Annotated in this window: 20 protein-coding genes; 10 read left to right on the top strand and 10 right to left on the bottom strand. The window is 71.1% G+C overall.

Translation table 11 applies throughout. From position 1 onward, the window contains the following. Positions 1–12: 12 nt before the first annotated feature. Positions 13–729 carry a GNAT family N-acetyltransferase gene (locus tag GEMRO_RS0119730; RefSeq protein WP_240476723.1) on the bottom strand — a complete coding sequence of 239 codons (717 nt, stop codon included), beginning with the start codon at positions 727–729 and terminating at the stop codon, positions 13–15. Further along, positions 726–1,583, bottom strand: coding sequence for a pyridoxal kinase PdxY (gene pdxY, locus GEMRO_RS0119725; protein WP_205625026.1), 858 nt, complete (start codon positions 1,581–1,583; stop codon positions 726–728). The genes GEMRO_RS0119730 and pdxY overlap by 4 nt, the downstream gene beginning before the upstream one ends. Positions 1,584–1,757: 174 nt before the next feature. On the opposite strand from pdxY, the gene pdxH reads away from it, so the two are divergent. Together pdxH and GEMRO_RS0119715 are read left to right on the top strand one after the other, a co-directional pair. Then, the gene (gene pdxH, locus GEMRO_RS0119720) at positions 1,758–2,393 is read left to right on the top strand and encodes a pyridoxamine 5'-phosphate oxidase (RefSeq protein ID WP_027135390.1); all 636 of its coding nucleotides are present in this window, start codon (positions 1,758–1,760) and stop codon (positions 2,391–2,393) included. 104 nt (positions 2,394–2,497) lie between these two features. After that, on the top strand, positions 2,498–3,232 hold the full coding sequence (locus GEMRO_RS0119715) for an SDR family NAD(P)-dependent oxidoreductase (RefSeq protein ID WP_027135389.1): 735 nt from the start codon (positions 2,498–2,500) through the stop codon (positions 3,230–3,232). A gap of 28 nt (positions 3,233–3,260) precedes the next feature. Here the strand turns inward: GEMRO_RS0119715 and GEMRO_RS0119710 are convergent, their stop codons facing one another. Then, positions 3,261–3,488, bottom strand: coding sequence for a hypothetical protein (locus GEMRO_RS0119710; RefSeq protein ID WP_157505653.1), 228 nt, complete (start codon positions 3,486–3,488; stop codon positions 3,261–3,263). A 332-nt stretch (positions 3,489–3,820) separates the two neighbouring features. On the opposite strand from GEMRO_RS0119710, the gene GEMRO_RS32860 reads away from it, so the two are divergent. After that, positions 3,821–4,678 (top strand): diguanylate cyclase domain-containing protein, encoded by an 858-nt coding sequence (locus tag GEMRO_RS32860; protein ID WP_027135387.1) that lies wholly within the window; start codon positions 3,821–3,823, stop codon positions 4,676–4,678. Here GEMRO_RS32860 and GEMRO_RS0119700 read toward each other — a convergent pair. After that, a complete protein-coding gene (locus GEMRO_RS0119700) occupies positions 4,663–5,679 on the bottom strand; it encodes an MBL fold metallo-hydrolase (RefSeq protein ID WP_157505651.1) in 1,017 nt (338 codons plus the stop codon). The genes GEMRO_RS32860 and GEMRO_RS0119700 overlap by 16 nt on opposite strands. Before the next feature lie 79 nt (positions 5,680–5,758). Between GEMRO_RS0119700 and GEMRO_RS30675 the strand changes: the two genes are divergently transcribed. Next, complete coding sequence (locus tag GEMRO_RS30675; protein WP_035485667.1) at positions 5,759–6,508, top strand: HugZ family pyridoxamine 5'-phosphate oxidase; 750 nt, start codon at positions 5,759–5,761, stop codon at positions 6,506–6,508. A 27-nt stretch (positions 6,509–6,535) separates the two neighbouring features. Here the strand turns inward: GEMRO_RS30675 and GEMRO_RS0119690 are convergent, their stop codons facing one another. Continuing rightward, a complete protein-coding gene (locus GEMRO_RS0119690; protein WP_035485665.1) occupies positions 6,536–7,141 on the bottom strand; it encodes a YjbE family putative metal transport protein in 606 nt (201 codons plus the stop codon). A gap of 115 nt (positions 7,142–7,256) precedes the next feature. Here GEMRO_RS0119690 and cobU point away from each other — a divergent pair, with 115 nt between their 5' ends. Genes cobU through GEMRO_RS30670 form a run of 6 tightly spaced genes read left to right on the top strand, consistent with a single transcriptional unit; the run spans position 7,257 to position 15,045 of the window. Further along, on the top strand, positions 7,257–7,790 hold the full coding sequence (gene cobU, locus GEMRO_RS0119685; protein WP_035485663.1) for a bifunctional adenosylcobinamide kinase/adenosylcobinamide-phosphate guanylyltransferase: 534 nt from the start codon (positions 7,257–7,259) through the stop codon (positions 7,788–7,790). Beyond that, positions 7,787–8,815 carry a cobalamin biosynthesis protein CobW gene (gene cobW, locus GEMRO_RS0119680; protein ID WP_027135383.1) on the top strand — a complete coding sequence of 343 codons (1,029 nt, stop codon included), beginning with the start codon at positions 7,787–7,789 and terminating at the stop codon, positions 8,813–8,815. The genes cobU and cobW overlap by 4 nt, the downstream gene beginning before the upstream one ends. Position 8,816: 1 nt before the next feature. Beyond that, positions 8,817–12,566 (top strand): cobaltochelatase subunit CobN, encoded by a 3,750-nt coding sequence (gene cobN, locus GEMRO_RS0119675; RefSeq protein WP_027135382.1) that lies wholly within the window; start codon positions 8,817–8,819, stop codon positions 12,564–12,566. Between the two features lie 39 nt (positions 12,567–12,605). Next, positions 12,606–13,877, top strand: coding sequence for a 3-oxo-tetronate kinase (gene otnK, locus GEMRO_RS0119670; protein WP_027135381.1), 1,272 nt, complete (start codon positions 12,606–12,608; stop codon positions 13,875–13,877). After that, entirely contained in the window at positions 13,874–14,515 is a 642-nt protein-coding gene (gene otnC / locus GEMRO_RS0119665; protein WP_027135380.1) for a 3-oxo-tetronate 4-phosphate decarboxylase, read from the top strand. Before otnK ends, otnC begins: the two co-directional genes overlap by 4 nt. Positions 14,516–14,517: 2 nt before the next feature. Next, positions 14,518–15,045, top strand: a complete 528-nt coding sequence (locus GEMRO_RS30670) for a GNAT family N-acetyltransferase (RefSeq protein ID WP_051329262.1) — start codon at positions 14,518–14,520, stop codon at positions 15,043–15,045. 28 nt (positions 15,046–15,073) lie between these two features. Here GEMRO_RS30670 and GEMRO_RS0119655 read toward each other — a convergent pair whose 3' ends face one another. The 5 genes from GEMRO_RS0119655 to GEMRO_RS0119635 are packed head-to-tail and all read right to left on the bottom strand — an operon-like array spanning position 15,074 to position 19,544. After that, entirely contained in the window at positions 15,074–15,919 is an 846-nt protein-coding gene (locus GEMRO_RS0119655) for a fumarylacetoacetate hydrolase family protein (RefSeq protein WP_027135379.1), read from the bottom strand. A gap of 43 nt (positions 15,920–15,962) precedes the next feature. Next, complete coding sequence (locus GEMRO_RS0119650; RefSeq protein ID WP_027135378.1) at positions 15,963–16,733, bottom strand: ABC transporter ATP-binding protein; 771 nt, start codon at positions 16,731–16,733, stop codon at positions 15,963–15,965. Further along, a complete protein-coding gene (locus GEMRO_RS0119645) occupies positions 16,730–17,566 on the bottom strand; it encodes an ABC transporter ATP-binding protein (protein ID WP_027135377.1) in 837 nt (278 codons plus the stop codon). Before GEMRO_RS0119645 ends, GEMRO_RS0119650 begins: the two co-directional genes overlap by 4 nt. Then, entirely contained in the window at positions 17,563–18,465 is a 903-nt protein-coding gene (nikC, locus tag GEMRO_RS0119640) for a nickel transporter permease (RefSeq protein ID WP_027135376.1), read from the bottom strand. Before nikC ends, GEMRO_RS0119645 begins: the two co-directional genes overlap by 4 nt. Beyond that, positions 18,462–19,544, bottom strand: a complete 1,083-nt coding sequence (locus GEMRO_RS0119635) for an ABC transporter permease (protein WP_407645395.1) — start codon at positions 19,542–19,544, stop codon at positions 18,462–18,464. Before GEMRO_RS0119635 ends, nikC begins: the two co-directional genes overlap by 4 nt. Between the last annotated feature and the right edge of the window lie 7 nt (positions 19,545–19,551).

The following is a 19,551-nucleotide window of genomic DNA, read 5'->3' as shown; positions in this document are numbered from 1 at the left end:
CCTGGTCCGGCGTCAGCCCGGGCGGCACTCCGCCAGCCTGCGCCGCTGGCGGCCTTCAGCGTCGAAATTGGCCGGGTCCAGCCAGGCCTCGAAGCCGGCCCGCACCAGGGGCCACTCCTCGTCGAGGATCGAGTACCAGGCCGTGTCGCGGTTGCGGCCCTTGACCACCATGGCCCGGTAGAAGACCCCCTCATGGCCGAAGCCGAAGCGGCGGGCCGCCTGGCGCGAGGGCTGGTTGGCGGCGTCGCATTTCCACTCGACCCGGCGATAGCCCAGCTCCATCGCGTGGCGGATCATCAGGTAGATGGCCTCGGTGGCGGCCGGGCGGCGCTGCAGGCCGCCGCCGAACCAGAGATGGCCGATCTCGATCGAGCCCGCAGCCGGATGGATGTTGAGGAACGCCGACATGCCGAGCGGCGTCCCGTCCGGGCCGCAGATCGCGAAGAACAGCGGGTCGGACGACAGGGCGCTGCGGACCAGCCAGGGCTTCATCTCGGCCGCGTTGGCGAACGGGCCGTAGGCCAGGAAGCGCCACCGCTCCGGCTGGCCGTCCTCATGGCCGGCCCGGAACAGGCCCTCGGCATGCCGCTCCGGGTCCAGCGGCTCCAGGCGGACCCGCTCGCCGGCCAGTGCCGAACGGACCGGCGGGCTCGCCGGCAAGGGCCGCTCGACCGGTTCGCTGGAGGGGCGGCGACGCGCCAGCGCTTCCGGCAGGCCCTGGTCGCTCACCGCACCCGCTCCACCTCGAACAAGCGCGGGGGATCCTGGTAGGCCGCCTGGGCCGCCACCAGCTCGATCTCGCGCGAGCCGTTCTCATGGGTGCGGCGCACCAGCTCGTACATCGCCGACACCGAGCGCTGCAGCACCTGCGGGATGTTCTCCGTGGCGAGCCGGTTGCCGAGCACCAGGGCGGTGGTGGCGTCGCCGGTGCCGTTGACCGCGAGCGGCAGCTTGGGCGTGCGCACCAGCCAGGAGCCCTCGGGCGTGTCGGCCAGCACCAGGATCTCCTCGGCCGCTCCCGGCAGTTCCAGGCTGGTCACCACCACCAGGGACGGCCCGGTCGCCCGCACCGCCGCGGCCGCCGCCAGCGCGTCGTCCAGGCTGTCGATCGAGCGGCCGGCGAGATAGGCCAGTTCGAACGCGTTGGGCGTCACGATGTCGGCCGCGGGCACCGCGTGATCGCGGAAGAATTCCGGGATGCCCGGGCGCACGAAGAAGCCGCGCCCGACATCGCCCATCACCGGGTCGCAGGCATACAGCGCGCCTGGCCGCGCGGCGCGGATCTTGGCGACCGTCTCCAGCACGGCATCGCCCAGGCGCGGATCGCCCAGATAGCCGGAAACCACCGCCCGGGTGCGGCCGAACGCGCCGCGCTCCTCCACGCCGGCCAGGATCTCCCGGATCTGCTCGACGCTGTTGGCGTGGCCCTTCCACACCCCGTAGCCGGTATGGTTGCTGAACTGGACGGTGTTGACCGCCCAGACCTCGTACCCCATCCGCTGCAGCGGAAACACCGCGGCGCAGTTGCCGACATGGCCATAGGCCACGTGCGACTGGATCGACAGGATGCCCTCGGCCGCCACCACCAAACTCCCATGCTGTGCCTGGGCCGGACGCTAGGTCCAGATGAACAACGGAAAAAGATCCAGTTTGGCCTCAACCGGTCGGTTTTCCATGGAGCCACCCTGGCTTGGCCGTGGACAGATCGGCCCGGCACCGCCACCTCCGCCTCGAAGGCGAAGCACAGGAGCCAGATGATGACCAAGCCGCAGGACATGCGGGTCAGCTACGAACGTGCCGAACTGGTCGAGGACTTGGCGGGCGACGATCCGATCACGCTGTTCGCCCGCTGGTTCACCGAGGCCACGCAAGCGAACCTGGTCGAGCCGAACGCGATGACCGTTGCCACCGTCGACCGCGATGGACGGCCTTCGGCGCGCATGGTGCTGCTCAAGCATTTCGGCCCGGAAGGCTTCGACTTCTACACCAACGCGGAGAGCCGCAAGGGCAAGGAGCTCGCCGCCAACCCGCAGGCCGCACTCCTGCTCTGGTGGGACGTGCTGCACCGGCAGGTCCGCATCGAGGGACCGGTCAGCCAAGTCCCGGCGGCGGAAGCGGATGCCTATTTCGCCAGCCGGCCGCTCGGTAGCAGGATCGCCGCCTGGGCGTCGCGCCAGTCGGAGGTGGTGCAGGATCGCGCGCAGCTGGAGCGTCAGGAAGCCGAGGCGGCCAACCGCCATGGCACGGAGCCGGCGCGTCCGCCCTTCTGGTCCGGCTACCGGGTGCAGCCGCTCTACTTCGAGTTCTGGCAGGGCCGGCGCAACCGGCTGCACGACCGGCTGCGTTACGTGCGGGACGGCGGCGTCTGGCGCCGCGACCGGCTCAGCCCCTGACGCCGGCCTTACCGCGACCGGAGGTGGCAGGCCGGACGACGGCGCTTGCGCAGGCCCGCCCGACGGGCCATCTGCTCGGGTGCCGCCACGTCCGGAGCCGTCACGTGCAGGATCAGAAGGTCGTCTTCATCACCGGCGCGTCGCGGGGCATCGGCCACGCCACCGCCAAATATTTCGTGAAGCAGGGCTGGCGCGCCGTGACCTGCTCGCGCGACGCGGTGCCGCCGCAATGCGGCCGCGGCGAGCGCCACATGCATATCTGCGCCGATCTTGCCGACCTGACCCGCCTGCCGGAAGTCGTGGCCGAGCTCGAGGACCTGCTGGACGGCGGGCCGATCCACGCCTTGGTCAACAATGCCGGCTACTCGCCCAAGGCCGACAGCGGCGCCCGGCTGGGGGCGCTGGAAAGCGACCTGGACGTGTTCCAGAAGGTGTTCGCGATCAATTTCTTTTCCTGCGCTTGGTTCGCGCGGGAGATGGCCCCCAAGCTTGCCGAGACCGCAGGGGCGATCGTCAACATCACCTCGATCGCCGGCAGCCGAGTCCATCCGTTCGCCGGCACCGCCTATGCGACCTCCAAGGCGGCGCTCACCGCGCTGACCCGCGAGCTGGCTGCCGACCTGGCCCATCTGCGGATCCGGGTGAACGCGGTCAGCCCGGGCGAGATCAACACGGCGATCCTCTCGCCTGGCACCGATGCGCTGGTGGAACGCATCCCGATGAAGCGGCTGGGCTCGCCGGAAGAGGTCGCCGCGGTGGTGCACTATCTCTGCAGCGACCAGGTCTCCTACATCACCGGCGCCGAGATTCCGGTCAACGGCGGCCAGGACGTCTACTGACCCGGGGGCGTTCTGCCGGCCAGAGCCATTACTGGGATGCGGCGGCCATCCGGCCGCGGGCGATCGCGCCGGTGGCGATCAGGGCGATGGCCGCCAGGACCAGGGCGGCCATGGCGACGGGGCTGCCAGGGACGGTCCAGCCGGCCATGTCCGGCAGGATCGGCGGCGGCCCGAACGCCAGGGCGGCCAGGCCGGTGCCCAGCAGGATCCCGGGCAATCCTGCCGCCAGAACCAACAGCATGACGAGACGACCCATTCGCCTCTCTCCCGCGAGAGGGTGACACGGTTGGTTTGGGAACTACCAGATTTCTGGCCAGTTTGGAATGTTTCCGACACATCCAGGCCATTCCGTCGGCCAAGTCGGATCCCTGCCGCCGCGTCGGCCGGGCCGGCCCTGGACGGCGGCCTTGGGTGCAGGCCGGGCAAGCCCCCGGCGCGGCCACGGCATATTCCGTTCGATTTTTACCGGAGTTTTCAAACAGTTTAGCGCAGTATGTTATTGTTGATCCGGCGACCCTGCCGCGCTACCGCTGCAATAGGAGGATGGTCCAGGGGCCATCCGGGGCCCGCCGCCGGACAGGAGCCATCATGCAGCGGTACGCCACCGAACCGCGGTTTCGCGTGCTGCTGGTGAGCGGTGGGCAGGAGGTGCCGGCCGAGGTCTGGCAGGTGCTGCGCCATGCCGGGCTGGAGGCCAGTGCGCTGGACCGGGTCAGCCGGTTCACCGACGCCATCGAGCGGATCGCCGACCACGGGGTCGGCGCGGTGCTGCTGGATCTGTCCACCCCCGACGCCCACGGCCTGGACGGGCTCGTGCGCCTGCAGTCGATCGCACCCGGCCTGCCGGTGCTGGCCTTCGCCCATGCCGGCGACGCCTCGCCTTTGGCGCAGGCCCACGCGGTGACCTGCCTGCAGCGGGCCGCGCGCAAGCGCGAGCACGACCGGCGGCTGGTCCATGTGGCGACCCACGACCGCCTCACCGGCCTGGCCAATCGCTGGCTCCTGGAGGACCGGCTCAAGCGCGCGGTCGCCAGGTCCCGGCGCACCGGCCAGGGCGGCTGCGTGTTCTTCTTCGACCTGGACGACTTCAAGGCGGTCAACGACCGGCTGGGCCACGAGGCCGGCGACCACCTGCTGCAGTCCTTCGGCAACCGGCTGCTGCGCTCCCTGCGCGAGACCGACACCGTGGCCCGCCTGGGCGGCGACGAGTTCGTGGTGGTGATGGACAAGGTCGGCGACCGCGCCAGCGGCGAGCGGGTCCGCGACCGGCTGCAGCGCCTGCTGGCCCTGCCCCACGCGATCCCCGGCCACGAGGTCAGCACCACCGTCAGCATCGGCATGGCGCTGTTCCCGGTGGAGGGCACCGATCTCGACACGCTGCTGCGGGTGTCGGACCGGGCCATGTACCGGGACAAGCGCCGGCGCCCGGTTCAGGCGGCCCGGTAGAGGTTCACCCCGTCCCGGGACATGGTGCGCCGGATGGCGCCGCTCTCGACCAGCCGGTTCAGGTGCGCCAGGGTCTCGCCCAGGGCGAAGCCGACCTGGTGGATGTCCAGGGCGCGGGGAAACAAGGCAAGCATGACCTGGGCGGCGGTTCGCGAGGTGGCGCAGGCTGCAAGCGTCGCCTCCAGCCGCTCCTGGTGATGGCTTTGCAGCTGCGCGATCCGGGCCTGCACGCCGGTGAACGGGGTCTTGTGCGAGGGCAGCACCAGCGCCTCGTCGCCGATCCCGGCATAGCGCTCGAACGAGGCCTGGAAGCCGCCCAGCGGGTCGCCATGCGGCTCGGACGGCCAGACCGCGACATTGGGCGAGATCGAGGGCAGCACCTGGTCGGCGGCGATCAGCAGGTTGCGTTCGGCTGAGAACAGCGTGACCTGCTCCGGGCTGTGCCCCTCGCCGATGATCACCTGGAACTCCGAGCCCGCCAGCCGCAGCCGATCGCCGCCCTTCAGGCGCGTGAAGCCATATGGCACCGGGTCGACATTGCGGCGATAGTAGTTGCCCCGCGACGCCCGGTGCGCCCGCAGGTCCCCGGGTAAAGCACAGGCCAGGTCGAAGCGGTGCCCGCTCTCGACAAAGTCCTCGCTGGTGTCCAGCGCCAGCATCCGCGCGGTCAGCCATTCGGTGCGGCTCATCAGGAGCTCCGCACCGGTCCGGCCGACCAGGGAGCCGACATTGCCGGCATGGTCGGGATGGAAATGGGTGGCGAGGATCCGGCGGACCGGCCGCCCGGCCAGGAAGCCGCCCAGCAGGCTGTCCCAGATCGCCTTGGTGGGCGCGTCGCCCAAGCCGGTATCCACCAGGGTCCAGCCGTCACCGTCGTCCAGGATCCACAGGTTGACGTGGTCCAGGGCGAAGGGCAGCCGGAGACGCAGCCAGAAGATGCCGTCCACCAGCTGGACCGGAACGCCCGGCTCGGGCACCTCCATCAGATAACGCTGCAGCACCGGCACTTTCCCTCCTCAATTCGAGCGCGTTGGTTTATCCGCTCAAGGGGCCCGCCCCTGATCGACGGAGCCGATCGAGATGAGCCCGAACGACTTGGCCCCGGCGCCGCCCGGCCAGCTGATCCGCGACCTGATGCGCCGGCAGCTGAAGGTCGCGATCGGCACCAGCCAGGCCGGCCAGGACGGCTTTCCCTACGTGTCGCTGGCGATCGTCGCGGTCGGCCACGATGTGGCCCCGCTCCTCCTGCTTTCGGACCTGGCCGACCACACCCGCAACCTCGCGGCCGACCCGCGCATCTCGCTCCTGTTCGATGGCACCGCCGGGCTGGCTTCGCCTTTGACCGGTGCGCGCGCCACCGTCCAGGGCAAAGCGGCCCGCATTGACGACAAGCTGCTGCTGGACCGCTTCGTCCGGCGCCATCCGGACGCGGCGGTCTATGCGGGCTTCAGGGATTTCAGCCTGTTCCGCGTCGAGGTCGCCGAGGCGCACCTGGTCGCCGGCTTTGGCCGGATCTTCTGGGTAGAGGCCGCCGACATCCTGTTTGATGTCCGGGAATGCGAGGCGCTGGCGGCCGCCGAGGCGCGGATGGTCGAGCACATGAACGCGGACCATGCCGACGCGGTGCAACTCTACGCCCGCCATCTGGGCGCCGCCGGCGAGGGCTGGACGATGACCGGGATCGATCCCGAGGGCGCCGACCTGCGCCGGGAGGGCCAGCTGATCCGGGTTCCGTTCGAGCGGCTGGTCCGCGACGCCGCAGAGGCGCGCGGGGAACTGGTGCGGCTGGTCGGCGTGGCCCGGGCGGCGCAGGGCGCCGGATCGCCGTGACGCGATCCGGCACCGCCCCGGCACGCCTCAGAGCGCGGCCAGCACCTCGTGGCCGCCCTCGTAGGTCATCTTCAGGGCGACGAACAGGATGATCAGGAGGCCCACCCAGGCCATCCAGCGATGCTTTTCCATCCAGCGCGCGATGAAGTTGGCGGCCACGCCCATCAGGGCGATCGACAGGACCAGGCCGAAGATCAGCGCGGTCATGTGGTCTCGGGCGACGCCCGCCACCGCCAGCACGTTGTCCAGGGACATCGAGACGTCGGCGACCGCGATCTGGAAGGCCGCGGCGGCGAAAGTCTTGCGGCCGACCGAGCCGGGGGGAGCGTCGGGATTGTCGGCCTGGCTGCCCTCGCGCAGCTCGCGGTACATCTTGTAGGAGACCCAGAGCAGCAGGAGCCCGCCTGCCAGGAGCAGGCCGATGATCTGCAGGAGCTGGACGGCGACCAGGGCGAAGGCGACGCGGAACACCAGCGCCAAGACCACGCCCAGCAGGATCGCGCGCCGCTTTTGCTCACTCGGCAGTCCCGACGCGAGCTGGCCCACCACGACTGCGTTGTCGCCGGCCAGCGCCACGTCGATCAGCACGATCGTGAAGAACACATAGAACTCTGCGATGAAATTCTCTGGCATGGGTGCTCCGTGGCTGACGGGGGGCGCTTACCAGATCCAGCCGGCAGAACCAGTTGAAAACCGCTCATGTGTCGGCCTTGACCGATCCCGGCCGCCCGCTGCACATCGCAGCATCATGATCACCGCCCCCCCGTCCCATCTCGAGCTCGTCCTGGGCGGCGCCCGCTCCGGCAAGAGCCGCCACGCCGAATCCGCCTGCCTCGCGAGCGGCCTGGCGCCGGTTTATGTTGCGACCTCGCAGGTGCTGGACGCGGAGATGGCGAACAGGGTCGCCCGGCACCGGGCGGAGCGCGACCCGCGCTGGACCACGGTCGAGGAGCCGCTGGCGCTCGCAGGCTGCCTGCAACGGCATGCCGCACCCGAAACGGTGGTGCTGGTGGAATGCCTGACCCTGTGGCTGACCAACCTGATGGTCGCGGAGCAGGACGTGCCGGCGGCCTCGGACGAGCTGGTCGCCATCCTGCCCGGCCTGCCCGGCCGGGTCGTGCTGGTCTCGAACGAGGTCGGCCAGGGCATCGTGCCGATGAACGCGATGGCGCGCGCCTTCGTCGACCATGCCGGCCGGCTGCATCAGCGGATCGCCGCGATCGCCGCCACGGTCACCCTGGTGACCGCGGGCATTCCCTGGGAACTGAAAGGTCGAAGATGACGAAGATTGCAGCGACGGTGGTCACCGGTTTCCTGGGCAGCGGCAAGACCACGCTGATCCGTCATCTCCTGAGGAATGCCGGCGGCCGCCGCCTGGCGCTGGTGATCAACGAGTTCGGCGAGCTTGGGGTCGATCGCGAGCTGCTGCTGGGCTGCGGCGACGCCACCTGCCGCGAGGAGGACGTGGTCGAGCTGGCCAATGGCTGCATCTGCTGCACGGTGGCCGACGACTTCCTGCCGACCATGGAAAAGCTCCTGGCGATGGAGCCGCCGCCCGACCACATCGTGATCGAGACCTCCGGCCTGGCGCTGCCCAAGCCGCTGGTGAAGGCGTTCGCCTGGCCGGGCATCCGCGAGCGGGTCACCGTGGACGGGGTGGTGACCGTGGTGGACGCCGCCGCGGTGGCCGCCGGCCAGTTCGCGCCGGATCCGGCCGCGGTGCAGCGCCAGCGCCTGGCCGACGAGAACCTGGATCACGAGACGCCGCTGGAGGAGCTGTTCGAGGAGCAGGTCGGCTGCGCCGATCTCGTGGTGCTGAACAAGGCCGACCTGGTCGGCGAGGCGGACTGGCCGGCGGTGGACGGCTCGGTCGCCCAGGACCTGCGGCCGCAGGCGCGGGTGGTGCGCGCCAGCGAGGGTCGCCTGCCGGTCGAGGTGCTGCTGGGCATCGGTGCGGCCGCCGAGGCCGACCTGGACAGCCGCCCCTCCCACCATGACGGCGAGGACCACGACCACGACGACTTCGAGAGCTTCTCGGTGGCGCTGGGCGCGGTGGCCGATCCGGACCGGGTGGCTGCCCGACTGGGCGAGATCGCCGACCGCCATGGCATCCTGCGCCTCAAGGGCTTTCTGGAGGTCGCCGACCGGCCGATGCGCCTGGCGGTCCAGGGGGTCGGCGGCCGGGTGTCCCAGGGGTTCGACCGGCCATGGCGTCCGGACGAGGCGCGGGACGGGCGCCTTGTGGTGATCGGCGAGAAGGGGCTGGACCAGGACGGCATCGCCGCGGCCATCGCCACCCTGCGCTGACATGCATCTCCTGCGCGCCGATGCCGCCGGCACGCCGGTGGAGGGCGAGGCGCTCGATCTCGCCCAGGAGCCGGGCGACTTGGTGGTCGGCTCCTTCGCCGACACCGAGATCGCCTGCCTGGCGGCCGCCGCGGACGGGCTGGGCGACGCCTGCCCGTCGCTGCGGCTGGCGCCGCTGCGCCTCCTGCGCCATCCGATGTCGGTGGATCTCTGGGTCGAGCGCACCGTCGCCCATGCCCGCCTGGTGGTGCTGCGCCTGATCGGCGGACGCTCCTACTGGTCCTACGGCCTGGACCAGGTGGTGCAGGCCTGCCGCGCGCGCGGCATCGAGCTGGCGGTCCTGCCGGGCGACGACCGTCCCGATCCCTCGCTGGACGGCTGGTCGTCCCTGCCGGCCCCCACTACCCAGCGGCTTTGGCGCTGTCTGGCGGAAGGTGGCGTCGCCAATGCAAGCCTGTTCCTGGAGGACGGCGCGGCCCTGCTGCGCGGCGATCCGCCGACCGCCCGGCCGATGCCGCTGCCGCGCACCGGCCTCTACCGGGCCGGGCGGAGCTGGACGGACGCCGCCGCCTTCCGGGCTGAGGGCCAGCCGCCGGTCCGGGCGGTGCTCCTGTTCTACCGGGCCCTGCTGCTGGCCGGCGACCTGGACCCGGTCGACCGGCTGCTCGACGCCCTGGCCGAGCGCGGGCTGCCCGCGGTCGGCCTGTTCACCACCAGCCTGAAGGACCCGGCCGAGGCCGCCATCGCCGCCGATGCCTGCCAGGCCCTCGCCCCCTCCGTCCTGCTGGCCGCCACCGGCTTTTCCGTCGCGGATGCCGAGGCCGGCTGGACCACCCCGTTCGACCGGCTGGGCGTTCCCGTCCTGCAGCTGGTCCTCTCCAGCTCCACCCAAGCGGCCTGGGAAGCCTCCCCGCGCGGCCTGGCCCCGGTCGACCTCGGCATGCAGGTCGCCCTGCCCGAGCTGGACGGCCGCGTCCACACCGCTCCTATCGCCTTCAAGGGCGAAGGCCAGCTCGATCCGCGCACCCAGTGCCGGATCATCCGCTGGCAGCCCTTCCCCCAAGGCATCCGCCGCGCCGCCGACCAAGCCGCCGCCTGGGCCCACCTCGCCGCCGCGCCCCCGGCCGAGCGCCGCGTCGCCCTGGTGCTCGCCAACTACCCGGTGCGCGACGGCCGCCTCGCCAACGGCGTCGGCCTGGACACCCCCGCCTCCACCGTCGCGATCCTGCGGGCGATGGCTCAGACTGGATACAATATCCAATCCATTCCGCCCGATGGCGACACCCTGGTGCGGCAGCTCCAGGCGGGCGTCACCAACGTCGCCGACCCGGGCAACCCGGGCCGGGAACAGCGCGTCCGCGTTCCGCTCGACCAGTACCAGGCATGGCTGGCCGACCTGCCCCGGCCGGTCCGGGATGCGGTTGCCCAGCGCTGGGGCGCGCCCGAGGCCGACCCGTTCTGCCTGGACGACGCCCTGGTCCTGCCGGTTCTGCCGCTGGGCGAGGTCGTGGTCGCGCTGCAGCCCTCGCGCGGCTACGAGATCGACCCAGCACTTTCCTGGCACGACCCGGCCCTGCCGCCGCCGCACCGCTACCTGGCCTTCCATCTCTGGCTGCGCCACGGCCTGCGCGCCCACGCCCTGGTCCAGGTCGGCAAGCACGGCAACCTGGAATGGCTGCCGGGCAAGGCTGCCGGCCTGTCCGAGGCCTGCTTTCCCGCTGCCCTGACCGGGTCTATGCCGGTGATCTACCCGTTCATCGTCAACGACCCCGGCGAAGGCACCCAGGCCAAGCGGCGCACCGGCGCAGTCGTGATCGACCACCTGACCCCGCCGCTGGCCAGGGCCGGCCTCTATGGCGACCTGCACGCCCTGGAGAGCCTGCTCGACGAGTTCGCCCAGGCCCGCGAGCTCGACCCCAAGCGCGCCCGCGCCCTGGGCACGGCCATCGCCGAGGAAGCCCAGCGCCTGAAGATCGACCAGGACCTCGACCTCACCACCGACAGCCCGGACGAGCGCCTGCTCGCGATCGATTCCTATCTCTGCGACCTGAAGGAACTGCAGATCCGCGACGGCCTGCACGTGTTCGGCCAGGGCCCCGCCGGCACGCCCCGCGCCGAGATGCTGGCGGCGCTGGCCCGCCTGCCGCGCGGCAGCCGTGAGGGCGACGGCTCGCTCCTGCGCGCCCTGGCCCAGGACCTGGACTTGGCCGGCTTCGACCCGCTGGCGGCAGGCGAACCCGGCCAGGCCTGGACCGGCCCCCGGCCGGACCGGCTCGCCACCCTGTCTGCGGCCCCCTGGCGGACGGTGGGCGACACGGTCGAGCGGCTGGAACTTCTGGCCCTGTCCCTGCTGGGCAACCCTCCGCCCGCCTGCCCGCCGCACTGGACCGCCACCACATCTGTCCTCCGGCGGATCCACATGGAGATCGCCCCGGCCCTGGACCGCTCCGGCCCGGCCGAGATCGCCGGCCTGCTGCGCGCCCTGGACGGCCGCTTCGTCCGCCCGGGCCCGTCCGGCGCCCCCAGCCGCGGCCGGCCCGACGTGCTGCCGACCGGCCGCAACTTCTTTTCCATCGACGCCCGCTCCCTGCCCACCCCCACCGCCTGGCGCCTGGGCTGGGCCTCGGCCGCCTCGGTGGTGCAGCTCTACACCGAGCGCCACGGCGACTGGCCCAAAGCCCTGGTGGTGTCCGCCTGGGGCACCGCCAACATGCGCACCGGCGGCGACGACATCGCCCAGGCATTGGCGCTGATGGGCTGCCGGCCGGTCTGGGACGGGGCCGGCGGCAGGGTCACCGGCGTGGAGGTCCTGCCGCTCTCGGCCCTGGGCCGGCCGCGCATCGACGTGACCTTCCGGGTCTCCGGCTTCTTCCGCGACGCCTTCCCCCACCAGATCGCCCTGATCGACGAGGCGGCGCGGCTGGTGGCCTCGCTGGACGAGCCGCCCGGCCAGAACCCGCTGGCGGCCAACGTTCAGGCGGAAACCGCGTGGCTGGTGGCAAAGGGCCAGGACGCCGGGGAAGCCCGCCACCGGGCCTCGGCCCGGGTGTTCGGCAGCCGGCCGGGCGCCTATGGCGCCGGGCTGCAGGCGCTGATCGACGAGCGCCACTGGCAGACCGATGCCGATCTCGCCGAGGGCTACCTGACCTGGGGCGGCTATGCCTATGGCCAGGGCCGCGACGGGATCGCCGACCGCGACCAGCTGGAGCGCCGCCTGGCCGGGGTCCAGCTGGTCCTGCACAACCAGGACAACCGCGAGCACGACCTGCTCGACAGCGACGACTACTACCAGTTCGAGGGCGGGGTGATCGCGGCGGTGCGCGCTCTGAGCGGCCGCCAGCCCGAAGCCTTTCATGTCGACCACAGCCGCCCGGAGACGCCGAAGCCCAGGCGGCTCGCCGACGAGATCGGCCGGATCGTGCGCGGCCGCGCCGCCAACCCGCGCTGGATCGCAGGCGTCATGCGCCACGGCTACAAGGGCGCCTTCGAGATGGTGGCGACGGTCGACTATCTGTTCGCCTTCGCCGCCACCGCGCGGGTGGTCGAGGACCATCATTTCGACCAGCTGTTCGACGCCTACCTGCAGGACGAGCGGGTCCGGGGCTTCCTGCGGGAGGCCAATCCCGAGGGTTTGAGCGAGATGGCGGCAAGGTTCGCCGAGGCGATCGAGCGGGGCCTCTGGCGTCCGGCCCGCAACAGCGTCCACCAGCAGCTCACCGACCTGCTCGCCGGCAGCGCCTCCAGGCGCTAGGTCTTTTGCACGAACGAACCCGAGGGAGGCGGAGAACCCATGCTGCTCGGCTGCATCGCCGATGATTCCACCGGCGCCACCGATCTGGCCGCGGTGCTGGTCCAGGAAGGCATGCGCACGGTCCAGACGATCGGCGTGCCGGAGCCCGGCACCGAGACCGGCGAGGTCGACGCCCTGGTGGTCGCGCTGAAGTCGCGCTCGATCCCGGCGGCCGACGCGGTCCGCCAGTCGCTCCAGGCGCTGCGCTTTTTGCAGGAGCGCGGCGCCAGGCAGATCCTGTTCAAGTACTGCTCGACCTTCGATTCCACCCCGGACGGCAATATCGGCCCGGTCGCCGAGGCGCTCCTGAAGGAGCTGGGTGCCGACCTGACCATGGTCTGCCCGGCCTACCCGACCCTGCAGCGCTCGATCTTCCGCGGCCACCTGTTCGTCGGCGACAAGCTGCTGTCCGAGAGCGGGATGGAGAAGCATCCGCTCAACCCGATGACCGATTCCGACCTGGTGCGGGTGATGGCGGCGCAGAGCCGGCAGAAGGTCGGCCTGATCCGCTACGACATCGTTCACCAGGGTGCTGCCGCGGTGCGGGCGCGCATGGAGGAACTGCGCGGCCAGGGCATCGTCCATCTCGTCACCGACGTCACCGACGATCAGGACCTGCGGATCCTGGGCGAGGCCGCCGCCGACCTGAAGCTGGTGACCGGCGGCTCCGGGATCGCCCTTGGCCTGCCCGAGAACTTCAGGCGCCAGGGCCAGCTCGGCCATCACCAGGCCGGCATCCTGCCCGACGTCGACGGCCTGGAGGCAGTGCTGGCCGGAAGCTGCTCGGTCGCGACCCGCGGCCAGGTCGCCGACTTCAAGAACAAGCGCCCGGCCTTCCAGCTCGACCCGCAATCCTTGAGCGACGGCGACGCCCAGATCGAGCAGGCCCTGGCGTTTGCGCAGGAGCACATGCAGGACGGCCCGGTGCTGCTCTATGCCAGCGCCGACCCGGCCGAGGTCTCCGCCGCCCAGGCAATCCTGGGCCGTGATCGCGCCGGCGAGCTGGTCGAGCGCGCCATGGGCCTGCTCGCCACCAGTCTTGTCGAGCGCGGCGTGCGCCGGCTGGTGGTGGCCGGCGGCGAGACCAGCGGTGCGGTGGTGGCGGCCCTGAAGGTGTCGGCCCTGCGCATCGGCGAGAAGATCGACCCGGGCGTGCCGGCCACCGTCTCGGTGGGCGAGCGGCCGCTGGCCCTGGCGCTGAAATCCGGCAACTTCGGCACCCCGGACTTTTTGTCCAAGGCGTTCGGCTTCATGCCGGGCAGGCGCCCATGAGCGAGGAAAGCAGGCTCCGCGAGCAGATCTGCACGATCGGCGCCTCGATCTTCGACCGCGGCCTGACCTCGGGCTCGACCGGCAACATCAGCGCCCGGCTGGACGACGGCACCTGGCTGATGACCCCCACCAACGCCTCGCTCGGCCGCCTGGATCCCGCCCGGATCAGCCGGCTCGACGCGAATGGCAGGCTCCTGTCCGGCGACCCGCCGTCCAAGGAGATCCCGCTCCATTCGGCGATGTACGACGAGCGGGCGTCGGCCGGGGCCATCGTCCACCTGCACTCGACCCACTCGGTGGCGGTCTCGATGCTGCCGGAGGTCGACCCGGACAACGTCCTGCCGCCGCTCACCGCCTATTACTGCATGCGCTGCGGCCGGGTCCCCCTGCTCCCCTACTTCATCCCGGGCGACCCCAAGCTCGGCGACGCGATCCGCGGGGTTGCCGGCCGCGCCAGCACGGTGCTGCTCGCCAACCACGGCCCCGTCGTCGCCGACAAGGACCTGGAGGCCGCCACCAACGCGGTGGAGGAGCTGGAGGAAACGGCGAAGCTCTACCTGATGCTGCGCAACCTGAACCCGCGCCTGCTCACGCCCGAGCAGGTCGCCGAGATCGAGGCGAAATACCCGATCAAGTGACCATGACCCCGCCGCCCGCCTTCCGCATCGTCGCCGTCCGGACGCCCGGCGAGCTGGCGGCGGCGGTGGACCTGTTCCGGGCCTATGCGGCGTCGCTCGACGTGGACCTGGCCTACCAGGGCTTCGAGGCGGAGATGCGCTCCATGCCGGGCAAGTACGCGCCTCCGGAAGGAGAGCTGCTGCTGGCCCGCCATTCCGACGGCGTCCCGGCCGGCTGCGTCGCGCTCAGGCCCATAGCGCCGGATGGCTGCTGCGAGATGAAGCGGCTCTACGTCGCCCCCGAAGGCCGGGGCATGGGGTTGGGCGTGCGACTGGTCGAGGCGATCCTGGGGAAGGCCCGGCGGATCGGCTATCGCGAGATGCGCCTGGACACACTTCCGTCCATGGCGGGAGCACAGGCGCTCTACCGCAGGCTCGGCTTCGAGATCGTCGAGCCCTATTACGACACGCCGGTGGCCGGGACGATCTTCATGCGCCGATCGCTGGAGCCCGGCGTGCCGGTCGGGGCAGCGGCAGGGACGGCTCCGTGAGCCATCCCTGCGCGGCTGCCGGCCAGGCTCAGGCCTCGCCGACTTCCTGGCGCTGCTCGCCCAGGCCCTCGATGCCCAGGCGCATGACCTGGCCGGCCTTGAGGTAGATCGGCTCGGGCTTCTGGCCCATGCCCACGCCCGGCGGGGTGCCGGTCGAGATGATGTCGCCCGGCTGCAGGGACATGAACTGGCTCAGGTAGTGCACGATGTGCTTCACGTCGAAGACCATCGTCTTGGTGGAGCCGTTCTGGTAGCGGTGCCCGTCGACCTCCAGCCACATGTGCAGGTTCTGCGGGTCCGGCACCTCGTCGCGGGTGACCAGCCACGGGCCGGTCGGGCCGAACGTGTCGCAGGACTTGCCCTTGGTCCACTGGCCGCCGCGCTCGGCCTGGAAGGCCCGCTCGGACACGTCGTTGATCACGCAGTAGCCGGCGACATAGTCCAGCGCCTCGGCCTCGCTGACATAGGAGGCGGTCTTGCCGATGACGACGCCGAGCTCGACCTCCCAGTCGGTCTTCACCGAGGTCCTGGGGATCTTCACCTGGTCGTTCGGCCCGATGATCGCCGAGGTCGCCTTCATGAACACCACCGGCTCGTTCGGCACCGGCAGGTTGCTCTCGGCCGCATGGTCCGCATAGTTCAGGCCGATGCAGATGAACTTGCCCGTGCCGCCCACGCAGGGGCCGAGCCGGGTGTTCTCCGGAACCTTCGGCAGGGTGGTCGGATCGACCGCGCGGATCTTCGACAGGCCCTCGTCCGAGAGTGCGGCACCGGCGATGTCGGGAACGATCCCGTCGAGCGAACGGATCACGCCGTCCTTGTCCACGATACCAGGCTTCTCGGCACCCGGGGTGCCGTAACGCACGAGCTTCATCTGCGCTCCATCCTCCCAAAAACACGAGGCAAGCCCTTAGACGCTATCGTCCGACTTTTGAAGCCTGTGTCCGGACATGGCGGCTGGCCGCGATCAGCGCCCTGGCCTGCGCCGAGACGGCCTGCCCGGCGTCCAGCGCGTCGCGGCTGAGTTCCTCGACGATCCGGCCCCGGTCCATCACCAGCACGCGCGGGCACATATGCGCCACCACGGCGAGGTTGTGGCTGACCAGGATCGCGGTCAGCCGGCGGCGCTGCTGGATTGCCACCAGCAGGTTCAGGATCTCCGCCTGCACCGAGACGTCCAGCGCCGAGGTCGGCTCGTCGAGCAGGAGGATCGAGGGCTCGGGCAGAAGGGCGCGGGCGATGGCGACGCGCTGGCGCTGCCCGCCGGAGAGCTGGTGCGGGTAGCGGAAGCGCACCTCGGCCGGCAGCCCGACATCGGCCAGGGCCTGCGGGATCAGCCTTGCCGGATCGCCCAGGCGGTGGATCGCGATCGGCTCGTCCAGGATCGCGTCGATGGTGCGGCGCGGGTGCAGGGACCCGTAGGGATCCTGGAACACCATCTGCACTTCGCGGCAAAAGCGCAGGTCGCGATCACTGCCCGAGACCGGGCGCCCGGCCACCTGGACCCGGCCCTGCCATTCCTCGACCAGCCCGGTCAGCACGCGCAGTACGGTGGACTTGCCCGACCCGCTCTCGCCCACCAGGCCCAGGCAGGCTCCCGGCTCCACCGCCAGCGACACGCCGTCCAGCGCGTTCAGGCGGCCATAGCGCACCCGCAGGTCCGAGATCCCGATGGAAGGCTCGGTCATGACGCCCAGTCCGGATCGCGCTGGAGCACCGGCAGCTCGCCGCGCCGCTCGCCCAGGCGCGGCACGCAGGCGAGAAGGCCCCGGGTATAGGGATGCTGCGCCCGCGCCAGCTCGTGGGCCGCCAGTTCCTCGACGATCCGCCCGGCATAGAACACCAGCACCCGGTCGCAGAACGCGCCGACCAGGTCCAGGTCGTGGCTGACCAGGACCAGCCCCATGCCGCGCGCGGTCACCAGCTCGTCCAGCGTTTCCAGGATCCCGGCCTCCACCGTGGCGTCCAGGGCCGAGGTCGGCTCGTCGGCCAGGAGCAGCTGCGGGTTTGGGGCCAGCATCATCGCGATCATCGCCCGCTGGCCCATCCCGCCGGAGATCTCGTGGGGATAGAGGTCGAACACCCGCTCCGGGTCGCGGATATGCACCGTATCCAGCGCCTCGATCGAGCGGGTCCGCGCTTCCTTGAAGCCCAGCCGGTGGTGGACCCGGAAGGTCTCGACCAGCTGTGCGCCCACCGTCATCACCGGGTTCAGCGCGTGGCGCGGGTCCTGCAGCACCATGGCGATGTCCCGCCCGCGCAGGCGCATCCGCTCTCTTCGGCCCATCCGCGCCAGGTCGCGCCCGTCGAACGCCAGCCGCCTGGCCGACACCGTCCCGGGCGGCGGGATCAGGTCGAGGATTGCCCGCGCGGTCATCGACTTGCCGGAGCCGCTCTCGCCGACGATCCCGACCTTCTCGCGCCCGACCGTGAACGACACGTCGCGCACCACCTCCCTCGGCCCGTCGCGGCCGGGAAAGCTCACCGTCAGCCCGTCCACCTCCAAAAGCGGCGCGCTCATCGGCCGGCCGCCTTGGGGTCCAGCACGTCGCGCAGCCCGTCGCCGATCAGGTTGAAGGCGAGGCTGACCAAAAAGATCGCGGCACCCGGCATGGTCGCCACCCACCATTGCTGGGTCAGGAACTCGCGGCCCGAGGCCACCATCGCCCCCCATTCCGGCGAGGGCGGCTGGGCGCCCAGGCCCAGGAAACCGAGCCCTGCGGCGATCAGGATCATTCCGGCCAGGTCCAGGGTCAGCCGGGCCAGGATGGTGGAGACGGTGAGCGGCATGATGTGGTGGAACAGGATGCGCAGGTGCGAGGCGCCCTGCAGTTTCGCCGCCGCGATGAAGTCCTGCTTGCGCAGGGTCAGGGTCTCGGCGCGGGCAAGGCGCGCATAGGGTGGCCAGGCGGTGGCGGCGATCGCGATGATCGCGTTCTCGATGCCCGGCCCCAGCGCCGCCACCAGCGCCAGCGCCAGCACCAGGCGCGGGAACGCCATGAACACGTCGGTGATCCGCATCAGCACCTGGTCGACCAGCCCGCCCCGGTAGCCGGCGACGATCCCGACCGTCAGCCCGATCGGCGCCACGGTGACCGCCGCCAGCGCGATGATGGTGAGCGTGATCCGGCTGCCCCAGATCACCCGGCTCAGGATGTCCCTCCCCAGCTGGTCGGTGCCGAACGGATGGGTCCAGGAAGGCGGCAGCAGCCGCTCCGACAGGTTCTGCGCGTCCGGCTCGAACGGCGCCAGCTGCGGGGCCAGCAGCGCCACCACCAGCAGCACCGCCACGATCACGATCCCGGTCGCGGCCAGCCGGTTGGCCAGCAGCGCCCTGCTGCCCTGGTAGAAGCGCCCGGCGCGGGCCTGGGCGCGGGAGGCCGGCGTTTCGGTGGTCAGCCAGGCGGTGACGGCGCTCATTTCGCCCTCGGGTCGACCAGGGTGTAGAGCAGGTCGGAGAGCAGGTTCAGGCCGATGAACACCAGGCCGATCACGATGGTGGCGCCCAGCACGGCGGTGAGATCGGCGCTGAACAGGGACTGGGTGATGTAGAGCCCCAGCCCCGGCCAGGCGAACACGGTCTCGGTCAGGACCGCCCCTTCCAGGAGATAGGCATAGGACAGGGCGATGGTGGTGATCAGCGGCACCATGATGTTGCCGACGGCATGCCGCCAGATCACCCGGGTCTCCGACAGGCCCTTCACCCGCGCCGCCACGATGTATTCCTGGCCGAGTTCGCCCAGCATGAGCGAGCGGGTCATCCGGGTGATGTAGGCCAGCGAGAAATAGCCCAACACCGAGGCCGGCAGGATCAGGTGCGAGACCGCGTCGAAGAACGCGTCGGTGTCGCCGGCGAGCAGCGTGTCGACCAGCATCAGCTCGGTCACCGGTTCGATCGTGTACTCGTAGACCACGTCGATCCGCCCGGGCCCCGCCACCCAGCCGAGCTCGGCGTAGAACAGCAGCAGCCCGACCAGGCCCAGCCAGAACACCGGCACCGAGTAGCCGGCCAGCGCCACGACCCGGATCACTTGGTCCTGCCAGCGCCCGTGCCGGGTCGCCGCCAGCACCCCCAGCGGCACGCCCAGGAACACGCCCATGATGGTGGCGGTGGTGGCCAGCTCCAGCGTCGCCGGGAAGAATCGGGCGATGTCGGTGAGCACCGGCTGGCCGCTCAGCACCGAGTTGCCGAAATCGCCCTGCAGGACCTCGCCCAGGTAGCGCAGGAACTGCCGCCAGAGCGGCTGGTCCAGGCCAAGCTCGATCGCGGCGCGCTCGCGGACATGCTCCGGCGCCCGGTCGCCCACCACCGCCAGCAGCGGATCGACCGGCACGACCCGGCCGATGGTGAAGGTCACCATCAGCAGGCCGAGCACGGTCAGGACGACCGAGCCGATCAGCGACGCCGCCCGGCGCGACAGGCGCAGGAACGCGCTGTGCGCGGTCGCCTCCTCGGCGGGCAGGTCGGCAGGGCGGTCGGCTTCGGGCGACAGCGCCACGGAAAGG

The organism is Geminicoccus roseus DSM 18922, assembly GCF_000427665.1.
GTDB classification, from domain to species: domain Bacteria; phylum Pseudomonadota; class Alphaproteobacteria; order Geminicoccales; family Geminicoccaceae; genus Geminicoccus; species Geminicoccus roseus.
The sequence above is the reverse complement of the archived record's forward strand: the minus strand, read 5'-3'. Positions and strand labels throughout refer to the sequence as shown.